The 17,812-nt window shown below is 70.6% G+C and carries 16 protein-coding genes; 9 read left to right on the plus strand and 7 right to left on the minus strand.

Going from position 1 to position 17,812, the window contains the following annotated elements:
• Positions 1 to 6 precede the first annotated feature (6 nt).
• On the minus strand, positions 7 to 1,077 hold the full coding sequence (locus ACIPVN_RS10935) for a hypothetical protein (protein ID WP_400442728.1): 1,071 nt from the start codon (positions 1,075 to 1,077) through the stop codon (positions 7 to 9).
• Positions 1,078 to 1,192: 115 nt separating this feature from the next.
• On the opposite strand from ACIPVN_RS10935, the gene ACIPVN_RS10940 reads away from it, so the two are divergent.
• A complete protein-coding gene (locus ACIPVN_RS10940) occupies positions 1,193 to 2,593 on the plus strand; it encodes an ATP-dependent RecD-like DNA helicase (RefSeq protein WP_400442729.1) in 1,401 nt (466 codons plus the stop codon).
• Between the two features lie 76 nt (positions 2,594 to 2,669).
• Here the strand turns inward: ACIPVN_RS10940 and ACIPVN_RS10945 are convergent, their stop codons facing one another.
• Together ACIPVN_RS10945 and ACIPVN_RS10950 are read right to left on the minus strand one after the other, a co-directional pair.
• A complete protein-coding gene (locus ACIPVN_RS10945) occupies positions 2,670 to 3,317 on the minus strand; it encodes a heme oxygenase (biliverdin-producing) (RefSeq protein WP_400442730.1) in 648 nt (215 codons plus the stop codon).
• 53 nt (positions 3,318 to 3,370) lie between these two features.
• Entirely contained in the window at positions 3,371 to 3,685 is a 315-nt protein-coding gene (locus tag ACIPVN_RS10950) for a DUF2470 domain-containing protein (RefSeq protein WP_400442731.1), read from the minus strand.
• 98 nt (positions 3,686 to 3,783) lie between these two features.
• Here ACIPVN_RS10950 and ACIPVN_RS10955 point away from each other — a divergent pair, with 98 nt between their 5' ends.
• Positions 3,784 to 5,067, plus strand: coding sequence for a serine hydrolase domain-containing protein (locus ACIPVN_RS10955; RefSeq protein WP_400442732.1), 1,284 nt, complete (start codon positions 3,784 to 3,786; stop codon positions 5,065 to 5,067).
• A 20-nt stretch (positions 5,068 to 5,087) separates the two neighbouring features.
• On the opposite strand, the gene ACIPVN_RS10960 is transcribed toward ACIPVN_RS10955, so the two are convergent.
• Both ACIPVN_RS10960 and ACIPVN_RS10965 read right to left on the minus strand, forming a co-directional pair.
• Positions 5,088 to 5,300, minus strand: coding sequence for a multidrug transporter (locus ACIPVN_RS10960; protein WP_400442733.1), 213 nt, complete (start codon positions 5,298 to 5,300; stop codon positions 5,088 to 5,090).
• Complete coding sequence (locus ACIPVN_RS10965; protein WP_400442734.1) at positions 5,284 to 6,654, minus strand: APC family permease; 1,371 nt, start codon at positions 6,652 to 6,654, stop codon at positions 5,284 to 5,286. Before ACIPVN_RS10965 ends, ACIPVN_RS10960 begins: the two co-directional genes overlap by 17 nt.
• Positions 6,655 to 6,799: 145 nt before the next feature.
• Between ACIPVN_RS10965 and ACIPVN_RS10970 the strand changes: the two genes are divergently transcribed.
• A complete protein-coding gene (locus ACIPVN_RS10970; protein WP_400442735.1) occupies positions 6,800 to 7,468 on the plus strand; it encodes a GPP34 family phosphoprotein in 669 nt (222 codons plus the stop codon).
• 31 nt (positions 7,469 to 7,499) lie between these two features.
• Here ACIPVN_RS10970 and xylB read toward each other — a convergent pair whose 3' ends face one another.
• Together xylB and xylA are read right to left on the minus strand one after the other, a co-directional pair.
• Positions 7,500 to 8,786: a xylulokinase gene (gene xylB, locus ACIPVN_RS10975; RefSeq protein ID WP_400442736.1), complete on the minus strand. Its 1,287-nt coding sequence runs from the start codon at positions 8,784 to 8,786 to the stop codon at positions 7,500 to 7,502.
• Positions 8,787 to 8,794: 8 nt separating this feature from the next.
• Positions 8,795 to 9,982, minus strand: coding sequence for a xylose isomerase (xylA, locus tag ACIPVN_RS10980; protein ID WP_400442737.1), 1,188 nt, complete (start codon positions 9,980 to 9,982; stop codon positions 8,795 to 8,797).
• A gap of 119 nt (positions 9,983 to 10,101) precedes the next feature.
• Between xylA and ACIPVN_RS10985 the strand changes: the two genes are divergently transcribed.
• The 6 genes from ACIPVN_RS10985 to ACIPVN_RS11010 all read left to right on the plus strand — a co-directional run bounded on the left by ACIPVN_RS10985 (position 10,102) and on the right by ACIPVN_RS11010 (position 17,684).
• Positions 10,102 to 11,274, plus strand: a complete 1,173-nt coding sequence (locus ACIPVN_RS10985) for an ROK family protein (RefSeq protein ID WP_400442738.1) — start codon at positions 10,102 to 10,104, stop codon at positions 11,272 to 11,274.
• A 335-nt stretch (positions 11,275 to 11,609) separates the two neighbouring features.
• Positions 11,610 to 12,608, plus strand: a complete 999-nt coding sequence (locus tag ACIPVN_RS10990; protein WP_400442739.1) for a LacI family DNA-binding transcriptional regulator — start codon at positions 11,610 to 11,612, stop codon at positions 12,606 to 12,608.
• Between the two features lie 233 nt (positions 12,609 to 12,841).
• Positions 12,842 to 13,561 (plus strand): L-ribulose-5-phosphate 4-epimerase, encoded by a 720-nt coding sequence (locus ACIPVN_RS10995; RefSeq protein ID WP_400442740.1) that lies wholly within the window; start codon positions 12,842 to 12,844, stop codon positions 13,559 to 13,561.
• Entirely contained in the window at positions 13,558 to 15,174 is a 1,617-nt protein-coding gene (locus tag ACIPVN_RS11000; protein WP_400442741.1) for a xylulokinase, read from the plus strand. Before ACIPVN_RS10995 ends, ACIPVN_RS11000 begins: the two co-directional genes overlap by 4 nt.
• Entirely contained in the window at positions 15,171 to 16,694 is a 1,524-nt protein-coding gene (gene araA / locus ACIPVN_RS11005; protein ID WP_400442742.1) for an L-arabinose isomerase, read from the plus strand. The genes ACIPVN_RS11000 and araA overlap by 4 nt, the downstream gene beginning before the upstream one ends.
• A gap of 69 nt (positions 16,695 to 16,763) precedes the next feature.
• Positions 16,764 to 17,684: an aldose 1-epimerase family protein gene (locus tag ACIPVN_RS11010; RefSeq protein WP_400442743.1), complete on the plus strand. Its 921-nt coding sequence runs from the start codon at positions 16,764 to 16,766 to the stop codon at positions 17,682 to 17,684.
• Positions 17,685 to 17,812 lie beyond the last annotated feature (128 nt).

Genomic DNA, 17,812 nt, shown 5'->3' on the forward strand with positions numbered 1-17,812 from the left:
GGCCGACTAGTCGGCGGGCGCGTCGTCGGGCGACCCGACGCGGATCGACGCCGTGCCGTCGGCGAGGATCACGATCGTCCCGTTGACCTGGAACGGCACATCCTCCGACACCGTCTGGATCGACCCGTCGAACAGGGAACGGATCTCCACCTCGACGTGCGCCACGGCATCCGTCGGCGGGATCCGCCACTGCGAACCATCGGGCTCGACGGTCACCGTCGGCTGCGTGACGATCGACCACGCGGGCAGGGTGGCGATGCGGTTCTTGACCTCCAGACCGAAGGGGCATGCGGTCGGCTGCAGCACCTGCTGCGAGGTGCAACCCGTCAGGTACTCCTCGACGCGCTCCTGCACGACCGAGAGGAACTCCTTCGTGGGCGTGGTCTGCACGTCGAGCGGTGTGGTCGCGAGCGGGCTGTCGGCGAGCACCCCGATACCCGACGACTCCGAGATGGCCGTGTCGACCGTGACCGCGTACAGGCCCGGGGTGAAGACGAGGAGTGGCAGCGGGTCGAGGGGAGCGGCATCCATCCCGGCTGCCGAGACCTGGCGCCGGTCGACCGCGAAGCCGTTGACCGAGAACTGGTCGGCGCCGCGGAGCGTGAGATCGACGACCGCGAGCGGACTGTCAAGGAAGCTCCACCGCGGGGCCACACCCTCCCAGCCGTCCTGGGTGACGGTGAACGTGGTCGTGCCGAGGTGCCCGGCAGCCGAGTAATCGACCGTAACCGCGAAGCCGCCGTCGACGGGCTTCTCCGACTCGATGCGCACATCGGTGAGCGGCGCGAGGGCCGCGTGGCGCAGGAGGGCTTCGGATGCCGTGGGCGAGAGCCCCGCGTCGTCCAGGGTCTCGCGGTCGACGGCGACTCCCGGCACGCGCAGGGCATCGGCGGCGCGGCCGGAGGAGAGCAGGTCGAGGTAGCGGGTGACGAAGGCGGACGGACTGTAGTAGTCCTTGTAGAGCACGGCTCCGCCGGCGCCGAGGGCCGCGATCAGGAGGATTCCGACGAGGGCGAGGATCGTGAGATCGATCCCCACACGCGCGCGCTTGCGCGCCGAAGACTCCACCCCGTCCATGGAGTCAGTCTAGGGAAGCGTCCTGGGACGAAGCCGAGCGCCGACACCCCGCGTCGCACAGCGAGCCGTAGCATGGTGGGGCGCCCGCATCCGTCCGTCTTCCTCTGCGAGAACCGTGTCCCTTCCTGCCCTGTCCGAAGAACAGCACGAGCTCTTCCGACTCATCGAAGACACGAGCGAGCACGTCTTCATCACCGGGCGTGCGGGCACCGGCAAGTCGACGCTGCTGCAGTACTTCGCCTGGAACACCAAGAAGCAGATCGCGATCTGCGCGCCGACCGGCGTCGCGGCGCTGAACGTCGAGGGGCAGACGATCCACTCGCTGTTCCGGCTGCCGATCGGCCTCATCGCCGACGGTGACATCGAGCAGAACGATGCGACCCGGCGCATCCTCAATGCGATCGAAACGCTCGTGATCGACGAGATCTCGATGGTCAACGCCGACCTCATGGATGCCATCGATCGCTCGCTGCGTCAGGCGCGCGGGCGGCGGGGGGAGCCGTTCGGCGGGGTGCAGGTCGTGATGTTCGGCGACCCGTACCAGTTGGCGCCCGTGCCGCCCCGCGGCGACGAGGCCCGCTATGTGAAGGATCACTACCGATCGTTCTGGTTCTTCGACGCGCACGTGTGGGCCGGCACCGGCGGCGGCACGGGCGAGGGGCAGTCCGATCAGGACGGTCTGTTCGCCGTCGACACCCGTGCCGAGCTGCACGTGCGAGAACTGGTGCAGATCCACCGGCAGTCCGATGACGGCTTCAAGGCCATGCTGAACGCCGTGCGATACGGGCGGGTCACCGCCGAGATCGCGGGCGTGCTCAACGCGCAGGGCGCGCGCACGCCTCCCGACCCCGAACCGGGCGAGGTGCCGATGATCACCCTCGCCACCCGCAACGACATCGTGAACGGCATCAACAGCCGCCACCTCGCGGCGCTCCCCGGCAAGGAGCAGACCGCGCGGGCGGAGGTCAGCGGTGACTTCGGCCGCGGCGAGGCGTCGCTGCCGGCGGAGTCGGAGCTCAAGCTCAAGGTCGGCGCGCAGGTCATGTTCCTGCGCAACGACACCGCCATGTCGGGAGAGCCGCCGCGGTGGGTCAACGGCACGATCGGCACGGTGCTGCGTATTCTCGGTGGTGCCGTGCGCGTCGACATCGACGGTGAGGAGGTCGACGTCGAGCCGGCGGTCTGGGAGCGCTTCCGGTACGCCTACGACCAGCACACCAAGAAGCTCAGCCGTGATGTGGTGGCCGAGTTCACGCAGTTCCCGTTGCGGCTGGCCTGGGCGGTCACGATCCACAAGTCGCAGGGCAAGACCTACGACCGCGCCGTGATCGACCTCGGCTCCGGGGCGTTCGCGCCGGGGCAGACGTACGTCGCGCTGAGTCGCCTCACCTCGCTCGACGGCCTGTACCTGTCGCGTGCGCTGCGCCCGAGCGACATCCGCGTCGACGAGGACGTGCGGCGGTTCATGCGCGACGCCTGGATCGCCCGCTCGACCCCGGACATCCCGAAGGCCTGACGCCGCGAGGGCCGGGGCCCTTCGGCAGGCTCAAGGACCCGGTCGTGGGGCGAAAACTGCGGCCCGCTCCGAGAAACTACGCCGCGGCGCGGGCCCGATCGAGGTCTTCGAACAGCTCGGTGTTGAAGCGGTACGCGAGCAGCACCTCGTCGATGACGCGCTCGCGCTCGGCCTCGTCCCACGGGGCGGCGTCGAGCTGCTCGCGATAGACGTCCTTGAAGGCCGCCGGGTCGGCGATGTCGTCGAAGAGGTAGAAGCCGATCCCGTTGGTCTCGAAACCGAAGCGGCGGGCCATCACGCGGCCGATGAAGATGCCACCCGAGAGGTCGCCGAGGTAGCGCGTGTAGTGGTGGGCGACGAATCCCCCGGCCCAGGTCGCACCGACCTGGTTGATGCGCTCGACGTAGCGCTGCGTGGTCGGCAGGGGCACGATCTGCGAGCGCCAGTCGGTGCCGAGCAGGAACTCGAGGTCGGCCTCGAGCGCGGGCAGGCGCGTGAGCTTGTCGCTGATGAAGACGGTGGCCACGGGGTCGCGGCGCATGCGGTCGCCGGCACCTTCGAGCGCCTCGTAGATGAAGTAGTGCTGGGCGACGAGCGAGATGTAGTCCTCGCGGGAGCCCTCGCCCTTCAGGAGGTCGGACATGAATCCGGCGGTCTCGCTGCGGGAGTGCGATCCGGACGAGCGCTCGCGCAGGGCGGCGGAGAAGGAGAGGATCTCGGACATGCCTTCAGTGTAAGGGCAGCCTTACCTTTGGCGAAACCCCGTGACGCGCCCGATCAGGCGTGCGGACGCGGCTCGATGCCCAGCCTCTCGCAGGCCGCGTCGTAGAGCGCCACGATCTCCCGACGAACCTCGGGACGTTCGGTGATCGATCCGCCCGGCCATGCCACGACGAGCTCCGTCGTCTCGCCCGCACGGGTGACCCGCCAGGTGCCGCCGTCGCCGTCGAAACCGGTCATGACGGCATCCGTCACCACGGCATCCGACCCCGTCGAGAACGCACGGGCGATGAGCAGGTTGTCGTCGGTGTGGTCGTCGTTCATGTGGTGCAGCACGGCGGCGGTCACGGCGTCATCGAAGATGTGGGGCACCAGATCACCATAGGACCTCGGCGGATGCCGCGGGCTCGATGCCGTCTTTCAGGCTCGGCGCCCTAGAATCGGGAGACACATCTTCGGGGGTTTCCTACATGCAGCTTCTCTCGTCGCGCCGCTGGCGCGCCGCCGCGGCCAGTGCGGTCGTGCTCGGACTCGTCCTCACCGGATGCACCTCCGAAGACAGCTTCACCTACGAGCCTCCGGCGCAGGTCGATGGCGCTCTGCCCGACGACATGACCGCGCAGATGCAGGAGGCCGTCGACAACGCGATCCGCGCCTCGGGTTCGTCGGCCGCGATCGTCGGTGTCTGGGCCCCCTGGAGCGGCCAGTGGGTGACGGGCGTCGGTTCGCAGGAGCCCGGCGGTGAGACCCCGGTCGATGTCGACATGTCGTTCCGCATCGCCGATGTGACGCGCCTCATGACGTGCGACGTGCTCTACGCGCTCGCCGACGAGGGCACCGTCGACCTCGACGGCGCCGTTCCCGACTACGTGTCGGGCGTGCCCGACCTCGAGGGCGTCACCCTCGTCGACCTCTGCAACGGCACCTCGGGCCTCGGCTCGTCGGAGCAGAAGATCACGGCGGAGTGGCTGAACACCCCCGGCCGCGTGTGGGCTCCGCTCGAGCTGGCCGGCTTCGGTCTCGCACAGCCCCGCACGCCCGTCGCCACCACCTATCGCGACTCCGACGCCGGGTACCTGCTGCTCGGCCTCGCGCTCGAGCGCGCCTCCGGCATGTCGGCGGCGCAGCTGATCGCCGAGTACGTGACCGAGCCGCTCGGCCTCGCGAACACCTCGCTCCCGTCCTCGACCCCCGCGCCGCCGTCGACCGGCGACGTGCTCCAGGGCCACTACCTGAACCCGGTCGAGGGCGGCTTCGCGTGCAGTGCCCCCGTCGACATCACCACGCTGTCATCGAGCTCGGGGTACACCGACTCGGGCGCCGTGTCGACCATCTCCGACCTGGGTCGTTATGCGCAGGCCGAGGCCCGTCAGGTGCTGCGCACCGAGGAGGAGCCCGATCGCTTCGCCGCACCGCTGCCCGCCTTCGACGGGGCGGAGTCCTGGTACCAGGCCACGGGCGGCGCTTTCCTGGTCGGCTCGATGGTCGGTCAGCACGGGTGGACGCCCGGTTACGCCACCGCCGCGTACTCCGACCCGACGAGCGGGTTCACCGTTGCCGTGGTGTTGAACAACTCGACCGCGGGTGCGGGAATCGCGCAGTCCCTGGCGTGGGAGCTCGCGGCGATCGGCTCGAAGGCGCCGGCCGCCGACGGGCAGACCGCCCCCGAGTTCGGTCTGCCGTTCACCGCCGAGCAGTACCGCGAGGCGGTCAACGCCGCGGCCCTGCCGTGCGTCGAGCCTCCCGTCGAGTGATCTGAGCCCGAGGGCCCGAGCTACTCGCCGTCGGCTTCGGGCATCCCCGGGCCGGCGCCGGGGCGAACCTCGGCGTCGTCACGGATGTCGATGCGGGTCGTCCCGTCGTGCTCGCTCACGTCGATGCGGGGAGCGGCATCCGCTTCGGTCGACTCGGGCGCCGAGGTCAGCTGGTCGTGACGGTTCGCATCGAAGTCCTCGCCGTCGTTCGCGGTGTCATTCTGCGTGCTCATGGGTGTCCTCTTCGGTGGGGTGGTGGGTGGTCGAGTCGGCGCGTCGTCGCGCGAGCCGGGTGAGCAGGAACAGCACGGCGCCGACGGCCAGCAGGATGGCGCCGAACAGCCAGACCTCCGGGCTCTGCTGCGTGAAGAGCAGGATGCACGAGAGGATGCCGAGCACGGGCACGAACGTCCACACTCGGAAGTGCGGGTGGTCGACCTTGTCGCGGCGCAGAACGAGCACCGAGACGTTCGCGCTGAGGAAGACGATCAGCAGCAGGAGCACGACGGTCGAGGCGAGCGTCTCGAGGTCGCCGACGAGGGTGAGCCCCATCGCGACCAGGGTGGTGACGAGGATTGCGACCCACGGCGTCTTCCGCTTCGGCAGCACGCGCGCGAGGACGTCGGGCAGGAGTTTCTGCTCGGCCATGCCGTATGTCAGGCGGCTGACCATGATCATCGTGAGCAGGGCGCCGTTCGCGACGGCGATCAGCGCGATGAGGCTGAACAGCCAGGACGGGATGCTGGCACCGGCGGCTTCGACGACCGCGAGGAGCGGGCCGGAGGACTCCTGCAACTCGGATGCCGGCAGGGCGACCGAGCTCGCGAGACCGACCAGCACGTAGACCACGCCGGCGGTGAGGAGCGAGGCGAACAGTGCGCGCGGGTAGGTGCGGCTGGGGTCCTTGACCTCTTCGATCATGTTCGCCGAGGTCTCGAAACCGACGAAGGAGTAATAAGCGATCACGGCGCCCGCGAGCACGGCGAGGGCGACCGGGGTTCCCTCGGGAGTCTCGAGCACGCGCGAGGCGTCGCCGCCACCGCCGAAGAAGAACACGGAGACGACGGCGATCACGATGACGAGCCCGCTGAGCTCGATGGCGGTCATGACCAGGTTCGCGCCGAGTGATTCGCGGATGCCGCGGGCGTTGAGCAGGGCGACGACGGCGAGGAAGGCGATCGCGACCGGTGTCGTCGGCAGGTCGAGGAACGTGCCCAGATAGTCGCCCGCGAATGCGATCGAGAGGCCTGCGGCGCTCACGACACCGGCCGCGAGCATGCTGAAGCCGACGAGGAACGAGATGACCGGACTGCGGAACGCCCGCTCGGCGAACACCGCGGCCCCACCGGCGCGCGGGTACTTCGTGACGAGCTCGGCGTACGACCCGGCGGTGAGCAGCGCGAGCAGGAGCGCCACCAGCAGCGGCGCCCACAGCATCCCGCCGACCTTCTCGGAGAGCACTCCCATGAGCGCGTAGATCCCCGCACCGAGCACGTCGCCCAGGATGAACGCGTAGAGCAGCGGACCGGTGATCGCCCGTCGCAATCGTGTCGGGGCTTCGGCGGCGGAGGCCTTTTCGGTGCTCATCCTCGGAACTCTAGAGGTGCCTCGTCGGTCGTGCGATGGGGTTGACAGCCGGTACACCTCCCAGGCCGTCGAAGGGGCCGGTCCTGTCCCGGCATCCGCCTCTCGGGGGATGCGGCGGGCGGTTGCTGCGGCATACCGTGAGGGCATGCTGATCGTCGAAGAACTCCACCTGTTGCTGCTCCGGCCGGATGGCCGGGTCGAGTCGAGCGTGAGCACCAACCGCCTGTTCGGTGAGATCGCGGCCGTGATCGTCGACCTCGTGCTGCATCGCCGTGTCACCGTGGGGGAGGGCAAGAACCCCGCGATCACGATCGTCTCCGCCGAGCCGACCGGGCATCCGGTGCTCGACGCCGCGCTCTCCCGTCTTGCGCCGGTGAACGGCAAGAGGCTGCAGTCGCTCGTGATGCGGTCGAAGCTCGATCCTCTCGACGAGGTCGTCGAATCCCTGGTGGCGCAGGGGGTTCTCGCGCGCGGCGAGCGGGGCTTCTTCGGCTGGGGCGCCGAGCGCACTCCCGAGTCCGACCCCGGCCCCGAGACGCTGCTGCGTTCGCGTCTCGCCGCCGTGATCGCGGGAACGCTCGCGCCGTCCCAGGCCGATCTCGCGCTGCTCGCGATCCTGCAGGGTATGACCGCGGCGCACCCGCTGCTGCGCGACGAGGTGGGCCCGATCTCGTCGGGTCAGCTCAAGAAGCGCATCGAGCAGCTCACCGAGGGCAGCCCGACCGGCGATGCCGTCTCGCGGGCCGTCACGATGGTCATCTCGGCCGCGATGATGGCCGCGATGACCCCGGTCTTCGTCGCGACGATGAGCTGACCCGGACCGAGCGTCAGCCCAGGAGTCCGGATCAGCCCAGGACGGATGCCGCCTGGCGGGCCATCCCGACGGCGACGTACTCCGCAGCCTCCGGCACCTCGACCGGTAGCCCGAAGACCGACGGCGCGATCTCCCGCACGGCACGGGACTGCGCGCCGCCGCCGACGAGCAGCACGCGATCGAGAGGGATGCCGAGCTCGCGGAGCGCGTCGAGACCGAAGCGCAGTCCGCCCAGCATGCCCTCGACCGCAGCGCGCGCCAGGTTCTCGCGCGTCGTCGAGGCGAGCGTCATGGCGTTCAGACTCGCGGTCGCATCGGGGAGGTTGGGGGAGCGCTCGCCCTCGAAGTACGGCACGAGTTCGAGCCCGCCCGCGCCGGGAGACGCCTCCAGGGCGAGGGTGCTCAACCCGTCGTGGTCGACGCCGAGCAGGCGCGCGATCACGTCGAGCACGCGTGCGGCATTGAGGGTGCAGACGAGGGGCAGGTAGCCGTCGGCGGCATCCGCGAAGCCCGCCACGATCCCGGTCGGATCGGCGACGCCCCGGTCGGTCACCGCGAAGATCGTTCCCGAGGTGCCGATCGACACCACCACGTCGCCCGTCCGGGCGCCGATCCCGAGGGCGACGGCGGCATTGTCGCCGGCACCGGGCGCGACTCGACGGCCCGCGGCATCCGCCACCGATTCCCGGGCGCCGAGCACCCGCGGCAGCACGGCGTCGTGCCCGAGCGCGGCGATGAGCAGCTCGCGGTCGTACTCCCCGGTGCGCGGATTCCAGTAGCCGGTGCCCGAGGCGTCCGAGCGGTCGGTCACCAGCTCGCCGAGGTCGGGCCGCTCAGGCCCGAAGCCGCGCAGGCGCCAGGTGAGCCAGTCGTGCGGAAGCGCGACGGCGGCGACACGGGCGGCGTTGTCGGGTTCGTGGTCGCGCAGCCAGCGCAGCTTCGTGATCGTGAACGACGCGACCGGCACGAGACCGGTGCGATCGGCGAGAACGGATGCCCCGAACTCGCCGATCAGGTCATCGGCCGCCTGCGCGGAGCGCGTGTCGTTCCAGAGCAGGGCATCGCGGATGACACGGCCCTCGGCGTCGAGCGCGACCATGCCGTGCTGCTGGCCGCCGATCGCCCAGGCGTCGATGTCATCGAGGCCTCCGGCATCCGCGATCGCATCGTGGAGCGCGACCCACCACGCCTCGGGATCGACCGACGTGCCGTCGGGATGGGCGGCGCGGCCCGAGCGCACGACGGCACCCGTCGCGGAGTCGACGACGACGACCTTGCAGGACTGGGTCGAGGAGTCGACCCCGAGGACGAGTGCCATCGCCGGACTCAGCGGGCGCCGAGCAGGTGCTCGGTGGCGAGCTGCTGCAGGCGCACGAAGCCGAAACCCTTGCCGCCGAGGTAGGCGTCGGCGTCGAAGTCCTCGTAGGCCGTGCGATCGGCGAGCAGGTCGTCGTAGCTCTCGCCGTCGTTCAGGGTGGGCGTCGAGAGCTCGGCGACCTTCGCGGCGGCGAGTGCCTCCTGCACCTCGGGGTCGGCGCGGAAGGCCGCGGCGCGCTCCTTGAGCAGCAGGTAGGTGCGCATGTTGGCGGCGGCGCTGTCCCAGACACCGGTCTCGTCCTCGGTGCGCGAGGGCTTGTAGTCGAAGTGGCGGGGGCCGTCGTAGGCCGGGACCCCGCCGGCGCCGCCGTTCTCGAGCAGGTCGACGAGCGAGAACGCGTTGTGCAGGTCGCCGTGACCGAACACGAGGTCCTGGTCGTACTTGATGCCCCGCTGACCGTTGAGATCGATGTGGAAGAGCTTGCCGTGGTACAGCGCCTGGGCGATGCCGGCGGTGAAATTGAGGCCGGCCATCTGCTCGTGCCCGACCTCGGGGTTGACGCCCACGAGCTCGGGGCGCTCGAGGGAGTCGATGAACGCGATCGCATGGCCGAGCGTCGGCAGCAGGATGTCGCCGCGGGGCTCGTTGGGCTTGGGCTCGATCGCGAAGCGGATGTCGTAGCCCTTGTCGGTGACGTAGTCGCCGAGCAGGTTGACGGCCTCACGGTAGCGCTCGAGAGCCGCGCGCACGTCCTTCGCCGAGTCGTACTCCGCGCCCTCGCGGCCACCCCACATCACGAAGGTCTTGGCGCCGAGCTCGGCGGCGAGGTCGAGGTTGCGCAGCACCTTGCGCAGCGCGAACCGGCGCACCTGTCGGTCGTTCGACGTGAAGCCGCCGTCCTTGAAGACGGGGGCGCTGAAGAGGTTGGTGGTCACCATCGGCACCACGAGGCCGGTGTCGGCGAGCGCACCCTTCAGGCGGTCGATCTGGGTCTGGCGCTCGGCGTCCGTCGATCCGAAGGCGAACAGGTCGTCGTCGTGGAACGTGAGGCCGTAGGCGCCGAGCTCCGACAGCTTCTCGACGGCGTGCACGACATCGAGCGCCGGGCGGGTGGGGCCGCCGAACGGGTCGGTGCCGTTGTAGCCGATCGTCCAGAGTCCGAAGGAGAACTTGTCGTCGCGGGTGGGGGTGGGCATGATCGCTCCTCTGCGAGTGCTGCGGTGGTCTGCGGGGCCGGGCGGATGCCGCGGCGCAATAAGTTGTGATTCACAACATAACCGATGACAGCCCGCATCCGCACCCCTAAAGTGGGAACGTGCCCCGTGACCTGACCACCCCGCGCTCCCGCGAAGCGAACCTCGCGCGGATCCTGTCGATCGTCCATCACGACGGCGCCCAGTCGCGATCGGCCCTCACCGAGGCCACCGGCCTCAACCGCTCCACGATCGCCGCCCTCGTCTTCGAACTCGCCGCCGCGGGGCTCGTCGACGAACGCCCGCCCGAGGCCCCGTCGCGCGCCGGTCGCCCCTCGCCCGTGGTCGCGCCCTCGGCATCCGTCGTCGCGATCAGCGTGCACCCCGAGGTCGACGCGGTCGAGATCGCGGCCGTCGCCCTCGACCGTCGCATCGTGGTGCGCGAGCGGATCGTCAACACGGCCACCCCGACCGCCGCCGAGGTCGCAGCGCTCGTCGCCGCCCGGTTGGCGCAGTGGCAGACGGACGCCCTGCTCGACAGCACCGTGATCGGCATCGGCGTCGCCGTGCCCGGGCTCGTGCGCACCGCCGACGGCGTCGTGCGCAACGCGCCGCATCTCGGCTGGACCGACGAACCCCTCGCCGCGCGGATCGAGGAGCTCACCGGCATCCGCACCGCCGTCGACAACGACGCGACCCTCGGCGCGCTCGCCGAGCACCTCTTCGGCGCCGGCCGCGACATCGACGAGCTCGTCTACCTCAACGGCGGCGCCTCGGGTATCGGCGGCGGGCTCGTGATCCACGGGCGGGCCGCGACCGGGGCGAACGGATACGCGGGGGAGTTCGGCCACAACCGCCCCCGCATCGACGACGACGCCGACCGGCGCACGCCCGACGGCGTGCTCGAAGAAGAGGTGAACCGGCGGCATCTGCTCGCGCTCCTCGGCCTCGACGATGCCGACGACGCCGCACTCGCCGAAGCGCTCGAAGCCGCGGCGCTCCCCGCCGCCGAGGCCGAGGTCGCCCGACAGGCCCGGGTGCTCGGCAGCGCCCTCGCCAACGCGGTGAACGTGCTCAACCCTGCGGTGGTCGTTCTGGGCGGGTTCCTCGCGATGATCGACGACGCCGAGCACGACACCCTCGTCGCCGAGGTCTCGCGCCTCGCGATGAGGGAGAGCGCCGAGGTCGTCGAACTGCGCACCGCGGCCCTCGGCTCCGACCGGTTGCTCGTCGGCGCGGCCGAACTCGCGTTCCGCCCGCTGTGGACCGACCCCCTCGCCGTCGTCTCGGGGTAGGGAGGCCCTCCGGCATTGGGTCCCTGCCCCGGCACTGGGTCCCTGCCCGCAACTGGGCCCCTGCCCGCAACTGGGCCCCTGCCCACAACTGGGTCCCTGAGCCTGTCGAAGGGTCCCGCCCTGCGGTGCATAACTCCGCAATACCGGCGCATTTCGGCCGGATCCGCCCCGGTCCGAGCCGATTCCCCCCGATTCTCCGGAGTTATGCCCGGCACTTCGCGTACCTAACTCAGGACAAACCGCCGCTTCGGGCTCGAAAGCAGCGGTTTCCGGCCGCTCGAGGCGCGATCGTCCTGAGTTAGGGACGGGATGCCGCGCCGCCTAGACTCCTCGACGTGGTGGACAACAGCGGGCGAGCGGCCGGAGTGCGCGATGTCGCCGCGCTCGCCGGAGTGTCTCGGCAGACCGTCTCGCGGGTGCTGAACGAGCATCCGGACGTTGCCGACGCCACGCGCGAGCGCGTCGAGAGGGCGATGGGCGAGCTCGGCTATCGCATGAACAACGCCGCTCGCGCCCTGGGCACGCGCCGGTCGCGCACGCTCGGGATCCTCGCCTCCGACGCCCTGCAATTCGGTCCCTCGCGCAGCATCGCGGCGATCGAGGCATCCGCCCGCGCCGCCGGGTACTGGGTGAGCGCGGCCTTCGCGGATGCCGATGTCGCGGCGTCGGTTTCGGCCGCGGTCGACCACCTCGTCGCCCAGGGGGTCGAGGGGATCCTCGTCGTCGCCCCCCACGCCCGCACATTGCGGATGCTCGACACCGTCACGGTCGGAGTACCGATCGTGACCCTGCACTCGGCCGGCCACGATGCGCGTGGCGTCGGAGTGGACCAGGTCGCCGGGGCGCGGTCGGCGGTGGGGGCGCTGGCGGATGCCGGCCACACCCGTATCGCGCACCTCGCCGGACCTGCGGACTGGCTCGAGGCGGAGTCGCGCGCCGAGGGCTTCGCGGCCGAGCTCGCGGCCCGCGGGTTGGAGCCCGTGATCACCGTGATCGGCGACTGGACCGCGCGCGCCGGGTTCGAGGCGGCGTCGGCGCTGCGCGAGGCCGGGGCCACAGCGGTGTTCGCCGCGAACGACCAGATGGCGCTCGGGCTGATCGGCGCGCTGCACGCGGCAGGCGTCGCGGTGCCGGGGGAGATCAGCGTGGTCGGTTTCGACGACCTGCCCGAGGCGGCGTACGCGTGGCCGCGGTTGACGACGGTGAGGCAGGATTTCGACGAACTCGCGCGACGGGCGGTCGCGGCGGTGATCGCGGGGGATGCCGCGGCATCCGCCGAGTCGATCGTGCCCGAACTCGTGGTGCGCGACTCGATCGCGGCACCGCGGGGCTGAGGTTTCTGGCGGGGCGGGCCCTTCGACGGGCTCAGGGACCCAGTCTGGCGGGGAGGGCCCCTCGACAGGCTGAGGGACCCAGTCTGGCGGGCGAGGCCACCGAACCCCTGGGTCGCTGAGCCTGTCGAAGCGTCCCCGCCCGAAGCCCCCGCTTGACCCCGCCGAGCACCCGGCCGTAGGCTTCCCGTGACACGAACTGTGACCGGTCACAGTAGAAACCACGACGAGGTGCCATGAGCGACGACGCCCCCCGATACGCCCCCGACATCCAGGCGGCGATCGACCGCACCCGCGCCGATGTCGCCCGCCTGCACGGCGAACTCGTGCGCAACGGCCTGGTCGTCTGGACCGGAGGCAATGTCTCGGGCCGTGTGCCCGGCGCCGACCTGTTCGTGATCAAGCCCTCGGGCGTGAGCTACGACGATCTCGCACCCGAGAACATGATCCTCTGCGATCTCGACGGCGCGGCGATCTCCGGCGCTCCCGGCAGCGAGCGGAGTCCGTCGAGCGACACCGCGGCGCATGCCTACGTCTACCGCCACATGCCCGACGTCGGAGGGGTCGTGCACACCCACTCCACGTTCGCGGTCGCCTGGGCGGCGCGCGGTGAGGAGATCCCCTGCGTGATCACGGCGATGGCCGACGAGTTCGGCGGCCCGATCCCGGTCGGCCCGTTCGCGATCATCGGCGACGACTCGATCGGTCGCGGCATCGTCGAGACGCTGAGCGGTCATCGCAGCCGCGCGGTGCTCATGCAGAACCACGGGCCGTTCACGATCGGCGTCGACGCGAAGGACGCGGTGAAGGCCGCGGTCATGGTCGAAGACGTCGCCCGCACCGTGCACTACGCCCGCGAGGCGGGCCCGGTGATCCCCCTCCCGCAGGAGGCGATCGACCGCCTGTTCGACCGGTACCAGAACGTGTACGGCCAGAGCGCGGATGCACGCCGATGACCGCGTCGAACGCCGCAACCGCCATCGAGCACGACCGCACGGCCCTCGGCATCGAGCTGGGATCGACCCGGATCAAGGCCTGCCTGATCGACGCCGACACCGCCGAGGTGCTGGCGACCGGGTCGCATACCTGGGAGAACAGCTTCGTCGACGGCCGCTGGACCTACCCGCTCGACGAGGTGTGGTCGGGGCTGCAGGCGGCGTACGCCGCACTGGTCGACGATGCGCAGGAGCGCCACGGCATCCGCCCGTCGTCGTTCGGGGCGATCGGTGTATCGGCGATGATGCACGGCTATCTCGCCTTCGACGCCGAGGGTGCACTGCTCGTGCCGTTCCGCACCTGGCGCAACACGAGCACGAGCGAGGCCTCGGCCGAGCTCACCGAGGTTCTGGGCGTCAACATCCCGCAGCGCTGGTCGGTCGCGCATCTGCACCAGGCCGCGCTCGACGGTGAGTCGCACGTGGCCGAGGTCGCATCGATCACCACCCTCGCGGGCTACGTGCACGAGCGGCTCACCGGCCGCACCGTGCTCGGAGTGGGGGATGCGTCGGGCATGTTCCCGATCGATTCCGCCACGGTCGACTACGACGAGCACCTTCTCCGGGCCTACCGCGACCACACCGGTCGCGACCTGCGGTTGCTTCTCCCGGCAGTGCTCCCGGCGGGGGCGGATGCCGGTCGGCTCACTGCCGAGGGGGCCGCGCTCCTCGACCCGACGGGCGCGCTCCAGCCCGGTATTCCGCTCTGCCCGCCGGAGGGCGACGCGGGAACCGGCATGGTGGCGACCAACTCGGTCGCCCCGCTCACGGGCAATGTCAGCGCGGGCACGAGCATCTTCGCGATGGTGGTGCTCGACAGGCCGCTGCCCACGGTGCACGAAGAGCTCGACCTCGTCACGACGCCCGCCGGCGCAACGGTGGCGATGGTGCACTGCAACAACGGCGCGAGCGAGCTGGGCGCCTGGGTTGCGCTGTTCCACCGGTTCACGGTCGCGAACGGGCAGTTCGTCGACGAGGACCAGGTCTTCGCCACCCTCTTCGCCGAAGCGCTGCAGGGCGATGCGGATGCCGGTGGCCTCCTCGCCTACAACCACCTCGCCGGCGAGCCCGTGGTCGGACTCGACGAGGGGCGACCGCTCTTCGTGCGCGCACCTGATGCCGCTTTCACCCTCGCGAACGTGATGCGCGCGCAGATCTACGGCGTCTTCGGCACTCTCGCCCTCGGGATGCGGATCCTCGCCGATGATGGCGTGCGGATCGATCGGATGTTCGCGCACGGAGGCCTGTTCCGCACGGCGGGCGTCGCCCAGCGCTTCCTCGCCGCGGCCCTCGACACCCCGGTCGACGTCGGCGATCTCGCCGCCGAGGGCGGGGCGTGGGGTATCGCGGTGCTCGCCGCCTACCTCGGTCATGCCGACCGGCCGCTCGCGGCCTACCTCGACGAGACCGTCTTCGCCGGGGCATCCGTCGTCACCGCCGAACCCGACCCGGCCGACGTCGCCGGTTTCGCCGCCTACCTCGACCGCTACCGCGCGGGCCTCGCCATCGAGGCCGCCGCGATCACCGCCCTGCCCACGCAGGAGAACAGCCAGAACCCGAAGGACGCCTCATGACCCGCACCCCGCTGACCACCTCGCTCGACGGCTACGAGGTCTGGTTCCTCACCGGCAGCCAGCACCTGTACGGCCCCGAGACCCTCGCCCAGGTCGCCGCGCAGTCGCAGGAGATCGCCGGGATGCTCGATGCCGCCGACGACGTGCCGGTGCGCATCGTCTGGAAGCCGGTGCTCACCGACACCGACGCGATCCGCCGTATCGCCCTCGAGGCGAACGCCGACGACCGGGTGATCGGCGTCGTCGCCTGGATGCACACGTTCAGCCCCGCGAAGATGTGGATCACCGGCCTCGACAGCCTGCGCAAGCCGCTCGCGCACCTGCACACCCAGCACAACGTGGCGCTGCCGTGGGGCGAGATCGACTTCGACTTCATGAACCTCAACCAGGCCGCGCACGGCGACCGGGAGTTCGGGTACATCCAGACGCGCCTCGGCATCCCGCGCAAGACGATCGTCGGCCACGCGAGCGACGCGCGCGTGCGCGCCGAGCTCGCGACCTGGCAGCGCGCGGCGGCCGGCCTCGCGGCAGCGCGGTCGCTGAAGCTGGCGCGCTTCGGAGACAACATGCGTTTCGTCGCGGTCACCGAGGGCGACAAGACCGAGGCGGAGCTGCGGTTCGGCGTGCAGGTGAACACCTGGGGTGTGAACGACCTGGCGGATGCCGTCGCCGCCGCCTCGGATGCCGAGATCGATGCGCTCGTCGCCGAGTACGAGGAGCTCTACGCGGTCGCGCCCGAGCTGCGCCGCGGGGGCGAGCGTCACTCGTCCTTGCGCGACGGCGCGGCGATCGAGATCGGTCTGCGCTCGTTCCTCGAGGAGGGCGGATTCGGTGCGTTCACGACCTCGTTCGAGGATCTCGGGTCACTGACCCAGCTGCCGGGCCTCGCGGTGCAGCGCCTGATGGCCGAGGGGTACGGCTTCGGCGCCGAGGGCGACTGGAAGACCGCTCTGCTCGTGCGCATCGCGAACGTGATGGGGGCGGGTCTGCCGGGAGGCGCGAGCCTGATGGAGGACTACACCTACGACATGACGCCGGGCGAGGAGGTCATTCTCGGGGCGCACATGCTCGAGGTCTCGCCGTCGCTGTCGTCGCAGCAGCCGACGCTCGAGGTGCACCCGCTGGGGATCGGCGGCAAGGACGACCCGGTGCGCCTCGTGTTCACGGCCGACCCGGGACCCGCGATCGTCGTGGCCCTGTCGGACATGCGCGACCGCTTCCGGCTCACCGCGAACGTCGTCGAGAACGTCGAGCCGACCGAGGCGCTGCCGAACCTGCCCGTCGGCCGCGCGGTATGGAAGCCGCAGCCCGACTTCCCGACCAGCGCCGCCGCCTGGCTCACCGCCGGAGCCGCGCACCACACCGTGATGTCGACGGCCGTCGGGATCGAGGCGTTCCGCGACTTCGCCGAGATGGCGGAGATCGAACTGCTCGTGATCGACGACACGACCCGCCTGCCCGAGTTCCAGCAACAGGTGCGCTGGAACCAGGCCTACCACCGCCTGGCCCAGGGCCTGTGACCGCGCCCGCCATTCCTGGGTCCCTGAGCCTGTCGAAGGGCCCCGCCACGAGTGAGTAACGTCGATCCCATGTCTCAGACCCCCCGTTCCGGCAGCCAGTTCACGATCTTCTCCGACGGGTACGAGGCGACGATCGCGAGCGTCGGCGCCTCCCTGCGCGCGTTGACCTTCCACGGTCGCGATCTGGTCGTACCCTTCGAGGCGGATGCCGTGCGCCCCGCCTACCGCGGAGCGACCCTCGCCCCGTGGCCGAACCGCGTCGTCGACGGCACCTACTCGTTCGGTGGTGTCGATCACCAGCTCGCGCTCACCGAGCCGGCGCGCGGGCACGCCCTTCACGGGCTGCTCGCCTGGACCGACTGGGACGTGGTGGCGACGGCATCCGATCGGGTGACGCTCGAGGCCGCGATCCCGGCGCAGGACGGTTATCCGTTCCGCGTGGTGGTGCAGACCGAGTACGCGGTCGGCATCGACGGGCTCACTCAGACCGTCACGGCGACCAACGTCGACGACGTGCCCGCACCGTGGGGAACGGGTCCGCACCCGTACCTGTGGGCGGGCGACGGCGGAGTGGATGCCTGGACCCTCGGTCTGCCGGCATCCGAGGTGCTGCTGGTCACCGAGGACCGCCTGAGCCCGGTGCGCGTCGAGGCGGTGGAGCTGGCGCCGGAGTTCGATTTCCGCGAGGAGCGGCTGATCGGCGAGACGTTCATCGACCACGCGTTCACGTCTCTCGAGCGGCATCCGTCGGGTGTCGCGGCGGTGACCGTGATCGCCGCAGACGGTCATGGGGTCGCGATCACGTTCGATGAGCGGTGCCCCTGGGTGCAGGTGCACACGGCCGATACTCCGCTGCCCGAGACGAACCGGATCGGCCTCGCCGTCGAGCCGATGACATGCCCGCCGGATGCCTTCAACTCGTGCGTCGACCTCGTGGTGCTCGAGTCCGGAGAATCACACGCGGCGGCCTGGCGCATCTCCGCCATCTGACCCCGCCGTCCAGGACCGACAGATTCGCGGGTCGACCTCGTCTTGAGAGTGCGGGCCCACCCGGTTCGGGCCCGCAACAATCGCCCTCACTCATCCACATTTCGCCCCCGGGTCGACGCTGGCCGCAG

The sequence above is a fragment of the Microbacterium sp. NPDC090003 genome (genome assembly GCF_044748385.1).
Classification (GTDB): domain Bacteria; phylum Actinomycetota; class Actinomycetes; order Actinomycetales; family Microbacteriaceae; genus Microbacterium.